Here is a 16486-nt window from a genome sequence, read left to right as displayed (position 1 = left end):
GGCTGTCGGCGGCCACAGCGGCAGCGGTGTGGGTGGACTTGTGTGGATCAACTCCGAGCAGTACCACGGGACGGTGCTCCCAACAGGTGCGTGACTGACAGAGACGTCCACGGCCGACACTCCGACTTCCGGAACCAAACGGGCCGGGACACGCCTCTGTTGAGTCAGGCCGCAGACGGACGCCGGGTCGGTGGCACACCCCCGGAGAGCCAGCCCCGGAAGGCGGCAGGAACCTCACGAGCCATCCGATCCGGCGTCCTACGGAGACGCTACGAGCGGCCAACTCGACCGCGCTCCGCTACAGCCATACAAGTCGGAACCTCAGCCTGGGTGCCGGGTCGGACCCGACGGGCTCGGTGCTTGGCATAGGGGGCGATTCTCCTGTCGGGCCCTCTCAGGCTAACCCCGCAGAACGGGACGTCTCACCCAAGGCTGACAGAGAGGGGGGCGTTTCTATTGTCTTCCGCTTCCTTCGTCCAGTCTGCCTGCCAGGGCGGTCCCATGAATCCGTCGGTCACTGGCCGGGTTCCGCCCCACTGGCTTCGCGGCGCAGTCGTCCCGCTTCCTCTACGAGGCTCTTAGCTCGGGCGTTATCCGTGGCTTGGGAGGCCTCGTCCTCCAGGCTGTGGACTTTGGTCTCGAGCTGGGGGTCCCGGGCAAGGGCGAATTCTGCCCACCAGCGGGCCATGAAGGCCGGCACAGGGGCCAGATCGTAAGTGTCGGCGATCTTCTCACGCCAGTTTCGGTCGAAGTCGGGCAGGAGCTTGGGCGTGTGCCGTGCGATAGCGGCGCGCAGTGCCTTGGGTGTGCGTTCGGGCATGCGGGGAACGGACCCCTGCATGCCCACGGTGGAAGCGGTCACTGTGCATGCTCCTTTGCGCGGCCGTGAGATCAGGCAACTAGAGGCACGGCTGTCACGCCGGCGGCGCCATTGCTGTCAGATGGGTGCTGTGCGGTCAGGGCGTCGCGCTGGGCGGTAGTGATCATGCGAGCGTAGGGATGAATGTCGCCGCGGGCGTATGCGTCCAGCAGAATCTCGCAGAGGGCGGACATGGAGCGGACCGCGTCCTGTGTGCGTCGCTCGTCGACACGGGACCACAGATCGTCCGTCGCGAAGACGCTTCGGCCACGGCGATTCCCTGCGTCGGAATCGGGAGTGGCGCGTGGCAAAGGCAACGTTCCGGCGGCGTACTCGGTAAGGGCGCGACGCATGATCCATGTGAGGGTCAGGCCCTCTGACTGAGCCCGTGCTCCGGCAGCTTCCCACACAGTCTTTGCAACATTGGGCGCACGTTCCGCCTCTCCTGCTGCTGGCATTTCGGACTCCTATCGGTAGCGTTCGATGGTACCGATACACACGGTACTACGGATCACATCGGTACGGCGCCGGAGTAGTCATGCGGCAGGCGATCCAACTGGAGCCGTCCTGCTCGGCGCGGGCGGCGCCGCACTGGGCTGGCGGGCCGCCGACCCAATCGTCGGCCTGCTCATCACCGCCGCGATCCTCATGGTGCTGCGCGACGCCGCCAGCGAGGTCAACCGCCGCCTGATGGACTCCGTCGATCCCGCCCTGGTCGACACCGCCGAGACCGCGCTGCGCGATGTCGATGGCGTCCGCGACGTCGGGCAGGTCCGCATGCGCTGGATCGGCCACGCCCTACGGGCCGAGGCCGACATCGTCGTCGACCCCGACCTCACCGTGGTCCAAGCCCACGACCTGGCCGTCGCAGCCGAGCACGCCCTGATCCAGCCGTCCCACGGCTGACCGCCGCCGCCGTGCACACCGACCACACCGCCGGGTGCAGCGACCCGCATGCCGCCCTGGCTCACCACGCGGGATGATCCTTGCACGGGGTACGGCGGCGGCCGTAGCGGCTTGATGCACCGGCCAACGGGTACCGGGCCGGGGTATGGTCGAGCCGAAGTAGCGACAGATCAGGCGTGTCGATGGCGTGAGGAAAGGAAGCAGCGGTGGCAGGCAGTGGACAGGCGCGCAGACGGGGTTTCGCCCGGCTGCTGACGCTGTGCGCGGTCCTGTTCGGCCTGTTCCTCATGCACGGCGCCCCGGCCACCGCCGCCGAAGGCTGCCACGGCGCGATGTCTGCGCCCGCCGGGATGCACAACAGCGAAGATCCGCACGCGACGCAGTCCACGACGGCGCCCCCGACGACGCATCCCGGCCTGCGGCAGGCGTCAGGCTCGGCGGCCATGGACGGCACGACGTGCGTCTCGACGCCCGCACGCGACACGACCCCGCTGACCGCACCCGGACTACTCGCCGTCGTCGCGGTCCTCACGTCCCTGGTCCTCGCGGGCCGCATCCTGATCCCGGGCCGGACGGGGCGGCGCGGCCCACCGCCCCCGGGCGGCCGAAGTCTGCTCCTCCAGATGTGTATCGCGCGGACCTGACAGGACCCCGCCGGAACCCGGACTACCGGGCTCGGCATGCGTCCTGCTCACCTCCGCGCGCCCGCCCGGCGTGGTGCGCCCACCGGAAAGACCACACCATGTTCGCTTCCACCCGTTCCACCGTGCGCCGTCGTGCCCTCGCGGCGGCCGGCACCGCAGCCGCCCTTGCGCTGACGCTGGCCGCCTGCGGCTCCTCCAACGACAGTTCCTCCTCGATGCCCGGCATGGACCACGGCACCAAGCCGTCCACGTCCTCCTCGGCGAGCACCTCGCCCTCCATGGGTGACATGCCCGGCATGGACCACGTGGCTGCCAGCAACGGCCTCACGGACAACAAGGACGGCTACCGCCTCACCAGCAAGGACACGACCCTGACGGCCGGCAAGCAGGCCGCCTACCGGTTCACGGTCACCGGCCCGGACGGCAAGCCCGTCACCGCCTTCGGCGTCGACCAGACCAAGCGGATGCACTTCTACGCCATCCGCTCCGACCTGACCGGCTTCCAGCACATCCACCCGACCATGTCCGCCGACGGCACCTGGACCGCCGACCTGGCCACGCTCACGCCCGGCTCCTGGCGGATGTTCGCCTCCTTCACCCCCGACAGCGGATCCGGCAAGGGCACGGCATTCGTCCTGTCCCGTACCGTCTCGGTTCCGGGCACGGCGTCGAAGACGCCGTTGCCGGCCGCCGGCAAGACCGCGGAGGTCGACGGTTACACCGTCACCGTCAAGGGCGAGCCGATGGCCGGGATGGAGCACCCGATGACGGTGACCGTCGCCAAGGACGGCAAGCCCGTCGCCGACCTCCAGCCCTACCTCGACACGTACGCACACCTGACCGCCTTCCATGAGGGCGACACCGCCTTCGCTCACCTGCACCCGACCACCAAGGTCAACGGTGACCACGGCGGGCCGGAACTGTCCTTCAACGCGGAACTGCCGACCTCCGGGAACTGGCGGCTGTTCCTGCAGTTCCAGACCGGCGGCACACTCCACACCGCTGCCCTGACCCTGAACGTCGGCTGAACCCCCGCGGGGCGCCACCCCACGCGGGTGGCGCCCCGCGCGCAACCCCCGCCACCCCGTACCACGCAGGTGCGACGTGTCGGTGGGCCCTATGCCGTGCCCTTGTCGGAAGGCTTCAGGGATGATCCACGCCGACTGCATGCTCTGTCGATCACCGGTTCCATGACCTGGGAGATCACCTGGGCGCTGATCCTGGGCTTCGCCCTGTCAGCCGTCGTCCAGGCCGTCGTCCGCAAGTCCACCGTCGTCTCCCTGCTCGGCGACGACCGTCCCCGCACACTCGCCATCGCCGCCGGCCTCGGCGCCGCCTCGTCCTCCTGCTCGTACGCGGCGGTGGCCTTGGCCCGCTCCCTGTTCCGCAAGGGCGCCAACTTCACCGCCGCGATGGGCTTCGAGATCGCCTCCACCAATCTCGTCGTCGAACTAGGCGTGATCCTGGCCCTGTTGATGGGTTGGCAGTTCACCGCGGCGGAGTTCTTCGGCGGCCCCATCATGATCGTCGTCCTGGCGGTGCTGTTCCGCCTGTTCCTGCGCGACAAGCTCCTACGCGAGGCCCGCGAGCAGGCCGAACGGGGACTGGCCGGCTCCATGGAGGGCCACGCCGCGATGGACATGTCCGTGCAGCGCGAAGGCTCCTTCGCCGGGCGCCTACTGTCGCGAGAGGGCTTCACCTCCACCAGCCACGTCTTCGTCATGGAATGGGCCGCGATCCTGCGGGACCTGGTCATCGGCCTGCTCATCGCCGGCGCGATCGCCGCGTGGGTGCCGGACTCGTTCTGGCGCACGTTCTTCTTCGACGGCCACCCGCTGGCAGCCAAGCTGTGGGGGCCGATCATCGGCCCGCTGGTCGCGATCGCCTCGTTCGTCTGCTCCATCGGCAACGTGCCGCTCGCCGTCGTGCTGTGGAAAGGCGGCATCAGCTTCGGCGGCGTGGTCGCGTTCGTCGAGGCAGGCCCCACCCATGACATCCTGGCCAACCCGCAGGACGAGTACACCCGGCACCTGCTGGCCAGCGCCCCCAGCCAGACCACCGCCCGGCCCCGCATCCCGGCCACCACCGTCCCCAAGCCGGATACGGCGCCCCTGGTCGAGGTACGCAACCTGGTCAAGGAGTTCAGGCTGCCCCGCGCAGGGGACGGGCCCCGCACCCTGCGCGCCGTCGACGACGTCAGCTTCACCCTGCACCGGGGCCAAACCCTCGCCCTGGCCGGCGAGTCGGGCTCGGGCAAGTCCACCACCGCCCGCCTGGTGCTCCGCCTCGCCGACGCGACCGCCGGACAGATCCTCTTCGACGGAACCGACGCCACCACCGCCAAGGGCGCCCGGGCCAGGCATCTGCGCCGCCACGCCCAGCTCGTCTACCAGAACCCCTACGCCTCGCTCGACCCCCGATTCTCCATCGACGAGGTGATCACCGAACCGCTGCGCGCCTTCAAGGTCGGCGACCGTGCCTCCCGGCTCGCCCGGACCCGCGATCTGCTCGACCGAGTGGCGCTGCCCGCCGCCACGCTGGAGCGCCGGCCAGCGGAGATGTCCGGCGGTCAGCGGCAGCGCGTGGCGCTCGCCCGCGCCCTCTCCCCCGACCTGGTGGTCTGCGACGAACCGGTCTCCGCGCTCGACGTGTCCGTGCAGGCCCAAGTCCTCTCCCTGCTGGTCGAGTTGCAGGCCGACACGGGAGTGGCATACCTGCTCATCTCGCACGACCTGGCCGTCGTACGTCAGATCGCACACCAGGTCGCCGTCATGCAGGCCGGCCGCATCGTCGAGACAGGCCCGCCGGACGAACTGTTCACCCTCCCCCGCCACGAGTACACCCGCGAACTGCTCGCGGCAATCCCCGGCGGCCGCGTCCCCACCCCCACCGCCGAGACCACCACGAGCTGAGGACCACGGTCGCATGAACACACCCACCATCACCTCCCTGGCCCTTCTCACCCCGGGCAACTTCGCCGGCGGCGACCCCTACACCGGCTTGGAGGAAACACTCCAACTCTTCGAGTACGGCGAACGGCTCGGCTTCAACGGCGCCTGGATCCGCCAGCGCCACCTCGAACACGGCGTCGGTTCGGCCGCGGTGTTCCTCGCCGCGGCAGGCCAACGCACCGAGCGGGTCGAACTGGGGACCGCGGTCATCCCGATCGGCTACGAGAGTCCGTTCCGCCTGGCCGAGGACCTCGCACTGGCCGACGTACTGTCCCAGGGCCGCCTCCAGGTCGGCTTCAGCACCGGCATGCCCCATGCCGAACTCCTCGGCGACCTGGTGTACGACGGGGACTGGCGCAGCTTCGACCTGTCGTACGGCAGGATCGCCCGCCTCGTCGACAACCTGCGCGGCGACTACCTCGGCGGCCCGGACACCGTGATCCAGTCGCCCGGCAACACCCAGCGGCCGCGACTGCAGCCGCACAACCCCGGTCTGGTGGAGCGGATCTGGAACGGCGGAGGCAGCCTGCGCTCGGTCCGCTGGGCCGCGCTAACGGTCTCAACCTGCTGTCCGGCAACATCGTGTCCGGCGAGGACACCGACGACTTCACCACCGCCCAGCTGAACCTGTTCTCCGAGTACCGACGCAGCCTGGGCGACGTCCGGCCGGCGGCGCGGGTGGCGCTCGGGCGGGTGATCGTGCCGTTCGACAGCGCCGACCCGGCCACTCGGGCCCGCTACCGGAACTACGCGGCCAGTCGGCACGAGCGCACCCTGAAGCCGCAGACGTTGGCAGCGCTGGGCGGGAAACAGCTCCTGTTCGCGCCTGACGTGGTCGGCACCGCGGAACAGATCCTGGAACAGCTGGCTGCCGACCCCGTCCTCACGCAGGTGTCGGAATTGCGCTTGGAGCTGCCGTACGAGTTCCACCGGGAGGAGTACGAACAGATCCTGCACGACGTCCGGCATCTGATCGCCCCCGAGCTGGGCTGGCACTCTGTTTCCCCGGCGGTTCAGGAGGCAGGCCGGTGAGTCCTGGTCCGGAGCGCCCGGTCCGCCTGGAGGTACACGCCCGCGAGCCGTTCGCCGGAGGCCACCGCTTCCCCGGCACCGCGGCGTACGAAGTGCTCACCGCCCGCTACACCGTGGACCCGAAGGCAGCCACCAACCGGCCACGCACGCTCGCCGACGCCGGGAGCGGCTACCTGATGCGCCGCGGATACACGATCGTCTTCGGTGCCTGGCAGGGCGATCTGCTGCCGGGTGACGACCGGCTGTTGCTCAACCTGCCCGTGGCGAAACGAGGCGCGGAGCCCGTGCGCGGCCTGACGACAGCCGAGTTCATCGTGGAGGAACCCACCGCCTCGCTACCGCTGTCCCGCAGGTCGAGCATCAGGTCCTATCCGGTCAGCGAACGGGCCGCGCACACCGTCCGCCTCACCCGCCGACGCTAGGGAACGTGGCAAGCCGACGATCCCAATGCGGGCTTCCTCGACTCGCCCGTAGCCGTACTCAGCCGCCTCCAGCGTGCCCGAACGGCATGACGGGTGGGGAACATCCGGGGCCGTACGCCGGTTGCACCAGGCGTGGTTGTGAAGGGGACCGTGTCCCCTGGCCTCACCTCTAGCTCATGAGGAGGATCGTTCGGCTAAAGCCTCATGGAGCCTTTCGCCTCGTAGGCGACCGCCCTTCACAGCTGTGCACGTAGCCCCGGCCGGGATCGGACACCGGACCGGGGCTTCGTGCGTACCGGCCATCCGGATACCGCCAGGACGGGGCGGGTGCGGGGAGGCTCCAACGGGGGCAGGTGGTTGCACAGGGCCTGCACGGTCACGTGCCCCGGCTGCGCACCACTGCGACCTGGTGTGGTCGGGGGTGTGCAGCCGGGGCGCAGGACTGGGGGTTCGCCTGCGGCGGCCGGCAGTCCTGGCTCCCCCTCTACCAGATGGATGTGGGAGAGGGGCCTGTGACGCTGTGTGGCCGTCAGTGCTGGCGCTTCGTCTGGCCCGCGCTACCGCCCTCGTGGCCCGCTTCGCGGGCTTCCTCGCTGGAGAAGCGGGGAGCCGTGTCTGCCTTCTGGGCAGTGCGGCCCTCGCGCGCTGCGGCCTCGCGCCGCTCTTCGGGGGTCATGTTCTGGACGTTCTTCTTGTCTGCGCGGTCGCTCTTGTTCTCGGCCATGGTGATGTCTCCTGGGAAAGTGGAAACTGCGGGTGACATGAGAGTCACACACCGTCGAGAAAGCTGCACCTTAGGTCGTTACCCTGAGCATTCGACGGCTGTCGGTGGCCGGGCTGATCGCGATGCGGCCGAGGTCGCGGACCCGGCTGTGTCACCGTCTGCGGAGCCATCCTGCGGGGAAAGGCGCACGTCGCAGCATGGGTGAGCGGGACTTCATCGCGCTGATCGACGGCGTCCACCAACTGGTCAGGGCCCCGATCGTGCTGGTCCGGGACCGGCTGAACACCCATGTCTCCCGAAGGATGCGGGCCCTCGTCGCCGAGCGGGCATGGCTGATGGTGTTCCTGCTGCCCGCCTTCTCACCCGACCTCAACCCGGTCGAGTGGTTATGGGCCCACATCAAACGCAGCCTCGCCAACCTCGCCGTCATGGCCCTCGACCGACGTGAGACACTCGTCCGCAACCACCTCAAACGCCTTCAATACCAGCCCCACACCCTTGACGGCTTCATAGCCGGCACCGGACTCACCCTCGACACACCAACCTCACCCTGAAACGCCGAAGTCAGTAACGGGTGGGGTTTTCCTGTCGGTATTGGTAGAGCCTGGGTCATCTGGTGCAGGCAGCGGGTTGGCTCATGCGCAGCGGATGACCCGTCAAACTTGGCCCACGGATCCTTTGGAGCGACTCTGAGCACCGTGGATCTGGGAAATGGCTCGCCGCACCAATCCGCCCTCCCCTGCCCGCGTTAGGTGGCGGTGGGCCAGGTTCGCAGCAGGGCGGCGATTCTTCCGGCAGTACAGGCGGGGTCCAGGAGCAAGTCCTTCAGAGCGATTGCGTCCTCACGGCCAGCCTTGACGGGGATTCCAGCAGCTTCGAGATACATCACGCCACAGGCAGCCGCGACGGCCATGTTAGAACGCTCCAACCATCGGCATCGGCCAAGGCTGTGTACCAAGGCGGCTGCTTTGGCGTAAGGCCCGTGATAGACGGGCCTCTCGAACAGTTCAGCCTGGTGTCGGGCCACTGCTGAAACGGGGACGCCATAGTCATCAGGAGTCGGATCGTCGGCGCCGGCAGCCTCGGCGACTTGCAGGATCCAGGGAACGTCGATGTGCAGTTCCATCAAGCCGCGCGTGCTCCCTTAGGTGCTTGCTGGGCTTCCTCAGCTTCGTCGAAGATCCCCTGGTGTTCAGCCAGGAATCGGGCGGCTGCACCCACCGAACGCGCGCGCAACCCGCTGGCATCATCCTGCACCAGCCTCGCAAGGTAGTCGCCGACGCTCAGTCCCAGGTCAGCGGCACGCTTCTTCGCGGTTTCCGCGACGTCCTTATCTACGCGCGCACCCAGCTGTGTCTTCGCCATACGCCTATGGTAACACCCGTTACCAAGAGTGTGGCACCACGCCGGTTGGACTGAGCATGCCGAGGTCGATCGGCGATGCCGCTGCAATCCACGCGGCGTACTGCCGGTATGCGTTACCCCGGGATGGCACTCGATGCAAGGACAGCCCGTCGACCAGTCCTTCCGTCAGCTCCCGAAGTGGTGGCACCACCACGGCGCCGCCTGACTTCGCGCAGCCCCGAGCTTGCAGCCGCGCAAGATGATCAAGCCGTACCCCGGCTCGTCTCCGCCAGCCTGCCCTCTGTTCTGTTTACGTCACCCTGCGGGGGGGCTGGCCAGTCCGCGACGCTCTGGTCAGTCGGCCGGCGATGGCCAGGACTGCCATACGGGCAGACGCGGACGCTTCATGTCCGCTTGTCGTCAAGCGCGGGATCCGGTGATGGCGGCTGGGCCGCTTTGAGAACGTGGGGTCTTCTCCCCCACCTTCTTCACCTCTACGGTTTGGGGGTCCACGGCTTCGCCAGGAGCCCCTTCGCGGTACAGGCCGCTGGGAAGGCTGTCGCGATCGTGAGGCAGGAGGAAAAAGACCCGACGCCTGTACAGGCCGCTGTCGGGATCGGGTTCTGCCTGATCATCGAGAAGGGCGTAGCCGACCATGCGCCCGTCGCGTGCGTAGGGGGGCCGCGTGTTGCGGCGCCGGGTCTTGTCGAGGGCTTGGCGGACGTAGTCGAGGTTTTCGGGGTCTTCCAGCCACACGACATGCTCTTCGTGGGTGAGATCGCCTTCGGTCAGTAGCGAGCTCATGGCTGCTGCCCCTCCTTCGTCTGCTGGGCCGGACGGTAGCCCGCCTCAGGTCGTGGTGAGCCTTTTGCTGTCGGACATGGTCCTTCAGGTCCATGGTAAGTCGGGCGGATGCGACTGGGTAGGGACCTTGGGGGGAGGCGGCGTTTGTCGACGGTGTTTTGTAGTTCAGCGGATCGGTGCGGGAGTTGGTTCATGACGGAGTGTCCAGCAGGGCGAGGCCGGGGTAGTACTTGCGGCCGTTGGATTTGATCATGTCGGTAGGTGAGGCGAGGCCGACCTCCTGCCTGACGCGGGTGGCGAAGGCACGCGTTCCGGCGGGTCGGATGCCTTCTCCAGCGTTGCACCACGATGCGTAAGCGGTGTAGAGGACACCTTGCTCAACACGCAGGTCGGCTTGATTTTCGGTATCGCTAGTGCAGCATTCGGTGAGGAAGCGGCCGATGTGGTCTTCTGTGTTGGCGTACGCGCTGGTTGCGATGCGGACTCGATCGGGGCCCTGAAGGCTGTCGCGCGTGGTGAGGTAGCGGCGGGCCCCTTCAATGAGCCACTGCAGGATGCCGGGGCCTTCATCCCGTACGAGCTCCAAGGCCAGGTTGTCGATCTTTCGGTGGTCCGGAACCGTCCGTTCGAAGGGAAGCAGCCTGATGCGCCGCCAGAACGCGAAACCGCCATTGCTGACTTCCGGGCGATGGTTGCCCAGCAACCACAGGTGATGGGTAGGCGCGAAGGAGAAGTAGTCCTGCCGCATCCTGCGGGCCTTGATCTTCTCTCCACCGGTCAGAAGTTTGACCCGCGCCTCGTCGAACTTGTCATTGGGCTTGAGTTCGCTGCAGACGATCAAGCGGCGGCCGTGGAGCTCCGTGAGTTCAGTGGAGTGCTCTGAGAACGCGCCACGGTCCATAAGGAAACCGGGCGGAGCGGCGTCTGCATAGTCGCCCAGGATCTGGATCATGACGTCCAGGAGGACGCTCTTGCCGTTCTTACCGTGTCCGTGAAGGAAGGGCAGCACCTGGGCGCCGACGTCCCCGGTAATCGAGTACCCGAGCAGGAGGTGCAGGAAGCCGATCATCTCCTGGCCTTCTGCGTCGTCACCGAAGGTGTCGTGCAGGAAGCGGTGCCAGCGGGGAGTCTCGGTCGGCTGGGGCGCGACGCTGGTGGCACGGGAGTGGAAGTCACGCGTGGGGTCAGGTTTACGCAGCAGTCCCGTGGTCAAGTCGACCACGCCCGCGGGAGTGCACAGGGCGTAGGCGTCACCGTCGAGGGTGTCGGGGTCCACGGACAGGTCAGGAGATGCCTTGGCCTGCGTCAGGAGGGCTTTCATCCCGGTTGTCGAAAGGGTGCGCTTTTTGTGGTGATACAGCTCGCGGTCGCTGAACAACCCCCGGGGATCGGTGTCCGGCATGTCTTCAGCCATCTCGCCGGCGGCCCAGAGGGCCGCCTTTTCTCCGCCCGTTCGTTTCCACCGGTAACCGTCCCAGGAGAACCAGCCCAGGCCCTCGACGTGGCGGAACTGATCACGGTAGAGCTTGACGAACAGCTTGGCGTTACCGCGGTCGGAGAGGGTGCCGGGTAGCGGAGCAGGCATGACCCACGAGGGAGCAGCTACAGGCGAAGTGTGTGCCTGGGTCGGCAGGGCTGCCGGCAGGTGGTCTGTCTGCTCAAGGTCCAGCATCTGCTGGGCTGCAGCGCCAGCGTCGAAGCGCGGAGTCTCGGCGCTGCTCATGAACGTCCTTCGAGGCGGAGCGGGCGGGCGGAGCCGGCAGTGAAAGCGTCGTCGATGATGCGTTCGTTGCGAGCGGCCTGCCCAGGGCGGGCCGAGTCAGCCGTTTCACGCAGCTCGGCCCGGACGGTGTGTTCGTCGAGGTGTCCTGCCGCAGAGAGTCCCCCCGCGGTGTAGGCAGCTCGGTTGAGTTTTTCAGTGAAGCTGGCGCCTTCGGGTGTCAGCGCGCATCGAGCGACGTCTAGCAGCAGGGGGTCCAGTACTCGTCGGCCGCCCACAGCGGTTCGAGAGCGGCGGGGGGAAATCACGCGCCTGGAGACGGCCAAGGCAGGCTGGATCATGTGACCGGTCCTCACGAGTTCTTCGCCGAGCCATTCGGGCAGCGGTGCTGGCAGGCGGGACGGTCCTTCCCGCAGGTATGTGCCCTGCGGCGTGCGAGTGGTGGGCGCGACGATGTAGCCTCCGTCGGCCCTGATGTCGACCTGCCACGCCAGGGCGACTTTCGGGCTCGATCCCGTCGAGCATCGAAAACGGGTGGCTGGATGCGGGTTCCGGTACCAGATGTGAAGACCACCGGAAGGGGTCTGCACCCGCAAGGTGCCTTCGTCCTCAGCGGGGCTCTGCCGGCCTCTCAGCGCTGCCAGCAGAGCCAGGGTGTCGTACCCGGACGCCAGTCCCTGAAGGTTGACGGAGTCGTGGATCGGGATACCGGGTAGAAGCCGGCTCCGGTCAGGGACCGGTGCAGAGTGCGCATCGACATCAATGACGATCAAGTTGGCTCCGCCGCACGCGACGCCGACGCCCCATGAAGGGTGCGCGGACCACCAGGAGTCGATCCTTGTTGCGTTGGTCGTTGCGGCGTGGAATCCGTGACAAGGGCGGCCCGCGGGGAGGCAAGGGCACTTGGCAGGGGGGTGCTGCTTGTCCTTGCAGCTGGGGCAGTTGGCGGGAGGCGTCTTCCTGCCTGCGGCAAGAGGGTGGACGGGCCAGCCCTGTTCAGCGCACCAGCGGGCCACAGCGTGGGATGTGGCAGGCCGCGCGGAAGGTGCGCGCGCTCTCATCACGTCGGGGCCGAACACGTGTCTGTCCTTCTGCAAGGGGTTCGTTTGTTGAGTCCCCGTGAGACTTCGTCCGAGAGGCGTCAGCGTGCTGACTCAGGGACCCAAGGGACTGTAGGGACTGTCTTTCAGAAGAGAGTCTAGGACCCTACGCCTGGGCGGGGCAGCAGCTCCCCCGGCGTGGCGTTCTATTGGCTTTTCGGTCCCTCCGGTCCCTTCGGGCTCTCGCTAGAACGGAGATCTAAGACCTTTAAGCGGCTAATGCCCTATTTGTGAGTGCCTGAAGGGGCTATCCGCGCGATACAAAGAAGACCGAGGAACCCGTCGAGAGGTAGTACTTCACCAGCACGCAGGGCGGGTGGACGCAGCTGGAAGCCGGCAGCGCTGTCCGGACCCGATGCAAGCCGCTCGGAAAGCGAGGGCCTGAGCCAGGGGCTGTCCTGGTGAGTCCCTCGGTCGGTCCCTACACGTTTGCGCAGGTCAGGCACCATCAGTCTCTCATGACAGGGACTGAAGGGACCGAGATCTGCAATTATAAAGCAGCTTTATATAGCTAGTAATGATCATGCGCCCGCGCATACACACACATGACTCGCTCATAACTCCAATCCTGAGTCCCTTGAGTCCCTGAGGAGGCCCTACAACCCCTGCTGACCTGCGTTTTTGTAAGGGACTCAACGGCAGGGACTCAAAGCACACACGGTCCCTGACCCTGAGTCCCTCCGTGGCGGACCGTCGGTTCCTGCTCGGAGATCAGCGTCTTTTCTCCCCTGGCTCTTTTCAAATGAAGGTCTCGGAGTTGAGCAGAACGCCAGTCCCTGCCAGGCACGAACTGTTCCCGAGGACTCAGGGACTGTTCGAGCATCAGATCCAATAGTGCAACGTTCGACGGTGGCTCGCCCCGACTGCTCCGGGCACCATGGTCGCGCGCGCCGGACTACTTAGCGCGGCCGGTCGACGGGAGGGCACTGGTTGTCGACTGCCATCCGGTGGACCGAGTCGCCGAGCGGTCGGCCGTGGCGTTCTCGGCGACGCGCCAAGTGTGTGAGGCGGGCGGCTGGACCTATCGCCTGGTCGGCGAACTTGATCCGGTCCGGGTGGCGAACCTGCGGCCGCTGGCGGCTACCGCCATCCACAGCACGCAGTGGCGGTTGGAACCGTTTCAGCGGTACGGGGGGCGTTCGTGGTTCCGGCCCCCTTGATGGCTCAGGCCGCGACGGTCAGGGATCCGATCGAGGTGCTGCCGGTGTCGCGGACACCGGTCTCGGACCGCACGCTGTTCCGGCCGCGAGGTCTGTGGCGCCAGCAGGGGGTCTGGGGCCAGTGGACCGCCGGGTCATGCGGGGTTTCCTACCGCCCGGAAGCCATGTCGACGAACGGCTGGTCGCGGTTGTGGTCGAAGTCCTGGCCGAACAAAAGAACCTGTCGACGGGCACCCGCAGCCGAGTAATGCACCAGGTCGAACGGCTCGTGGCCGAGCGCCACGGCCAGGGCGTGGTTGCGATCCCGTCGCGGGCGACGTTCTACCGCCTGATCAAGGAACTCGACGAAGGCAAGCACTCCTTCGGGGCAGCGACCACCCGCCGGTCGCAGGGCCGGCGTCCGCAGGAGCCGTTCACACCGACGATGGCCGTCCGGCCCGGGAGGTCGTCCAGATCGACACGACGCCGCTGGACGTGCTGGCGGTGCTGGACGACGGGGTGACCGGACGGGTTGAACTGAGCATCGCGGTCGATGTCGCCTCGCGGACTACCTGCGCGGCGGTCCTGCGTCCGGCCGGGACCAAGGCGGTCGACGCGGCCCTGCTGCTGGCGCGGACCCTGGTCCCCGAGCCGATGCGACCCGCGTGGGCGGACGCCTTGCAGATGTCCGCGTCGCTGATCCCACACGCATGGCTGATGAGCATCGACGCCCGGCTGGAGCACCCGGCTGCCAAGCCGGTCATCGTCCCGGACACCATAGTGATCGACCACCGCAAGGACTTCATCTGCGACACCTTCACCACTGCCTGCCGCCCCCCTGGGCATCTCGCTCCAACCGGCCCGCCGCATCCGCGAAGCACGAGGGATGTCGAGCCACCTGCGGACTCTGCCTGTCGCGCTGCCGCCCGTCCACGGCGAGACCGTCGGCTCCTACCTCAACCGGCTCGCCGACGCCAACCACCTGCCCATCGGCCATCTCCCGTTCCTAATCGGACCCAACCGCCGCCATGGGCGCGACGACAATCGCGTCGGCTACTGGACCCCTCATGCCTGCCCCGACTTGGTCACGCTCACCTGCGACGACCTGACCGTCTATGACGGCCAGCGGGAGATTGCCCGACATCAGCGGCTGACTGGCCGCAGTGCCGAACACCTGCTGCTGGACCACTACTTGGAAGCCCTGCTGACCAAGCCGGGGGCACTGGAGCGCTCCGAGGCTTTGTATCAGGCCCGCGCCGAGGGCACCTTCACCGCCGTCCATACGACTTTCCTGCTGAGCACCGGATCAACCTGCGGACCACGAATCCCATTGAGTGAACCTTCGCCACCGTCAGGCTGCGGACCAAGGTCACCCGCGGGGCCGGCAGCGCTGCCGCCGCCCTGGCCATGGTCTTCAAACTCGTCGAGTCCGCCCAGCAACGGTGGCGGGCCGTCAACGCGCCCCACCTGGTCGCCCTCGTCCGAGCCGGCGCCCGCTTCGAACGAGGTCACCTCGTCGAACGCCCCGATCCCCTCGCGGCCTAGGGTGGCCCCACGATGACCATTCACGACACCTACGGGACCAAGACCCACACGGCCAAGGAGCTGGCCGGGCTGCTCGCCCCACTCCTCAACCTGACCTTCGCCGAGCACGACAGCTACTTCCGCGGCGAATACCTCAAGGCCGAGGCAGAGGGCGCTGAGATCGAGATCCAGCCCAACGCAATTCCTGGAGACGACGACGAAGACGATCTCTACGCTTCGGAGCACGCAGCATTCCAGACCCTCGTGCTGGTCACTGCACCGGCAATGGACAACGTGCTCAACGGCACCCTGACCTTCATCGAAGGGCTCGAAGCACTGGCCCATGAAGCGTTCTGATCCGTTGATCCACAGCTATTGACAATTACTGTGGATGAATGCAGGGCCAGAGGCTACGGCTGCACGTCAGCTTGTTGACGAGACAGAATGCGCCAGCGCCGCTCGAAGTCCTCGGACTCCTCGGCAACGTAGGAGGAAGTCACAGGCCTGTTGTACTGGGCCGTGATGCCCCACTCCGCGCATACCTGCGCCACATCCGAGTACACAGGTGTCTCAGCGTGCGCCCGTTGCTCAGCCCACGCGTTGTACACACGCCAGCGCAGGAAATGCCGGCGCAAGTTGGCCGGACTGATCGGCCGACGACCACGACCGAGCAGCCCCTTCTCCGCGCAGAAGGCTGACAGTTGCTCATCGCTGGGCTCACTCCCCTTCTGCTCCTGATACTCCATCCACGCGAGGTAGTACCGGTCAGGAGCAGTGACGCCGCCACGCTCAGTACCAGGCTGCTGCTCATCGGGAGACACGTCCACACCCGGTGCATGTGGTTCGTCTGCGACCAGCGCGGGAATGCTGCCTGCCGCGGCAGGCACGTCATCCTCATCTACAGTCTGGTCCGTGGAATCTGCGCTCACGTGACCCGTCGGCTCCTCAGGTCGGAGTGTCAGATCACCGAACTCGCGCTCCTCGAAGCTCGCGACGAGGCCCGCCAAGTCCGCGGCTGTGATGGGCTGCCCCCCGTCACCGGTGACGGCATCCCGCTCATACAGGTACACCGCGAGAGCCGCAGCATCGGGGAAGATTCCATGCTGCTGCTTGTACTCCTGCCAGGCACTGTGGAAGTAGTCGTACCAGGACTGGTACGCCAGCTCCTCCTCCCCCACCGCGTTTTGCGAGTCGGCTGTCGCGTAGCGGACCCGCAGGACCTGGAGAAGGGGCTGCAGCTGCTCACCGGAGAGTGGCTCGCCCGCCCCGGTAGAAATGCCGTACCGGTCACGGAGCCACAGGCCCCACTGTGCAGTG

The 16486-nt window shown here is 67.1% G+C and carries 16 protein-coding genes and 2 pseudogenes; 10 read left to right on the top strand and 8 right to left on the bottom strand.

What is annotated here, in order from left to right; genetic code table 11:
• Positions 1-514: 514 nt before the first annotated feature.
• Positions 515-841: a DUF6247 family protein gene (locus tag ABZV34_RS25075; RefSeq protein ID WP_356280749.1), complete on the bottom strand. Its 327-nt coding sequence runs from the start codon at positions 839-841 to the stop codon at positions 515-517.
• A gap of 579 nt (positions 842-1420) precedes the next feature.
• Between ABZV34_RS25075 and ABZV34_RS25070 the strand changes: the two are divergent.
• The 7 genes and pseudogenes from ABZV34_RS25070 to ABZV34_RS25040 all read left to right on the top strand — a co-directional run.
• Positions 1421-1842: pseudogene (locus ABZV34_RS25070) on the top strand (cation transporter dimerization domain-containing protein); the annotation flags it as partial.
• A gap of 129 nt (positions 1843-1971) precedes the next feature.
• Positions 1972-2409 carry a hypothetical protein gene (locus ABZV34_RS25065; RefSeq protein WP_356280726.1) on the top strand — a complete coding sequence of 146 codons (438 nt, stop codon included), beginning with the start codon at positions 1972-1974 and terminating at the stop codon, positions 2407-2409.
• Between the two features lie 98 nt (positions 2410-2507).
• Complete coding sequence (locus ABZV34_RS25060) at positions 2508-3437, top strand: hypothetical protein (RefSeq protein WP_356280723.1); 930 nt, start codon at positions 2508-2510, stop codon at positions 3435-3437.
• A gap of 162 nt (positions 3438-3599) precedes the next feature.
• The gene (locus ABZV34_RS25055; RefSeq protein WP_356280720.1) at positions 3600-5321 is read left to right on the top strand and encodes a permease; all 1722 of its coding nucleotides are present in this window, start codon (positions 3600-3602) and stop codon (positions 5319-5321) included.
• Between the two features lie 13 nt (positions 5322-5334).
• Positions 5335-5985 carry an LLM class flavin-dependent oxidoreductase gene (locus tag ABZV34_RS25050; RefSeq protein WP_356280717.1) on the top strand — a complete coding sequence of 217 codons (651 nt, stop codon included), beginning with the start codon at positions 5335-5337 and terminating at the stop codon, positions 5983-5985.
• Positions 5943-6392 carry a hypothetical protein gene (locus tag ABZV34_RS25045; RefSeq protein ID WP_356280714.1) on the top strand — a complete coding sequence of 150 codons (450 nt, stop codon included), beginning with the start codon at positions 5943-5945 and terminating at the stop codon, positions 6390-6392. Before ABZV34_RS25050 ends, ABZV34_RS25045 begins: the two co-directional genes overlap by 43 nt.
• Complete coding sequence (locus ABZV34_RS25040) at positions 6389-6814, top strand: hypothetical protein (protein WP_356280712.1); 426 nt, start codon at positions 6389-6391, stop codon at positions 6812-6814. Before ABZV34_RS25045 ends, ABZV34_RS25040 begins: the two co-directional genes overlap by 4 nt.
• A gap of 529 nt (positions 6815-7343) precedes the next feature.
• Here the strand turns inward: ABZV34_RS25040 and ABZV34_RS25035 are convergent.
• Positions 7344-7538, bottom strand: coding sequence for a hypothetical protein (locus ABZV34_RS25035; protein WP_356280709.1), 195 nt, complete (start codon positions 7536-7538; stop codon positions 7344-7346).
• 122 nt (positions 7539-7660) lie between these two features.
• On the opposite strand from ABZV34_RS25035, the gene ABZV34_RS25030 reads away from it, so the two are divergent.
• On the top strand, positions 7661-8092 hold the full coding sequence (locus tag ABZV34_RS25030; protein WP_356280746.1) for a transposase: 432 nt from the start codon (positions 7661-7663) through the stop codon (positions 8090-8092).
• A gap of 194 nt (positions 8093-8286) precedes the next feature.
• On the opposite strand, the gene ABZV34_RS25025 is transcribed toward ABZV34_RS25030, so the two are convergent.
• The 6 genes from ABZV34_RS25025 to ABZV34_RS25000 form a co-directional block, all read right to left on the bottom strand.
• A complete protein-coding gene (locus tag ABZV34_RS25025) occupies positions 8287-8664 on the bottom strand; it encodes a fic family toxin-antitoxin system, toxin component (RefSeq protein WP_356280706.1) in 378 nt (125 codons plus the stop codon).
• Positions 8664-8903, bottom strand: a complete 240-nt coding sequence (locus ABZV34_RS25020; RefSeq protein WP_356280704.1) for a hypothetical protein — start codon at positions 8901-8903, stop codon at positions 8664-8666. Before ABZV34_RS25020 ends, ABZV34_RS25025 begins: the two co-directional genes overlap by 1 nt.
• Positions 8904-9302: 399 nt before the next feature.
• The gene (locus tag ABZV34_RS25015) at positions 9303-9686 is read right to left on the bottom strand and encodes a DUF6009 family protein (protein ID WP_356280701.1); all 384 of its coding nucleotides are present in this window, start codon (positions 9684-9686) and stop codon (positions 9303-9305) included.
• Between the two features lie 190 nt (positions 9687-9876).
• On the bottom strand, positions 9877-11409 hold the full coding sequence (locus ABZV34_RS25010) for a phage/plasmid primase, P4 family (protein ID WP_356280698.1): 1533 nt from the start codon (positions 11407-11409) through the stop codon (positions 9877-9879).
• Complete coding sequence (locus tag ABZV34_RS25005; RefSeq protein ID WP_356280743.1) at positions 11406-12467, bottom strand: bifunctional DNA primase/polymerase; 1062 nt, start codon at positions 12465-12467, stop codon at positions 11406-11408. The genes ABZV34_RS25010 and ABZV34_RS25005 overlap by 4 nt, the downstream gene beginning before the upstream one ends.
• A 1347-nt stretch (positions 12468-13814) precedes the next feature.
• A complete protein-coding gene (locus ABZV34_RS25000) occupies positions 13815-14024 on the bottom strand; it encodes a hypothetical protein (RefSeq protein ID WP_356280695.1) in 210 nt (69 codons plus the stop codon).
• Positions 14025-14926: 902 nt separating this feature from the next.
• On the opposite strand from ABZV34_RS25000, the pseudogene ABZV34_RS24995 reads away from it, so the two are divergent.
• Both ABZV34_RS24995 and ABZV34_RS24990 read left to right on the top strand, forming a co-directional pair.
• A pseudogene (locus tag ABZV34_RS24995) lies at positions 14927-15190 on the top strand (IS256 family transposase); the annotation flags it as partial.
• 12 nt (positions 15191-15202) lie between these two features.
• The gene (locus tag ABZV34_RS24990; RefSeq protein ID WP_356280693.1) at positions 15203-15526 is read left to right on the top strand and encodes a hypothetical protein; all 324 of its coding nucleotides are present in this window, start codon (positions 15203-15205) and stop codon (positions 15524-15526) included.
• Positions 15527-16486: the final 960 nt, after the last annotated feature.

The organism is Streptomyces sp. NPDC005195 (assembly GCF_040608315.1).
Taxonomy (GTDB): domain Bacteria; phylum Actinomycetota; class Actinomycetes; order Streptomycetales; family Streptomycetaceae; genus Streptomyces; species Streptomyces kaempferi.
Note: the sequence above shows the minus strand (reverse complement) of the source record. Positions and strands in the feature narration are given on the sequence as shown.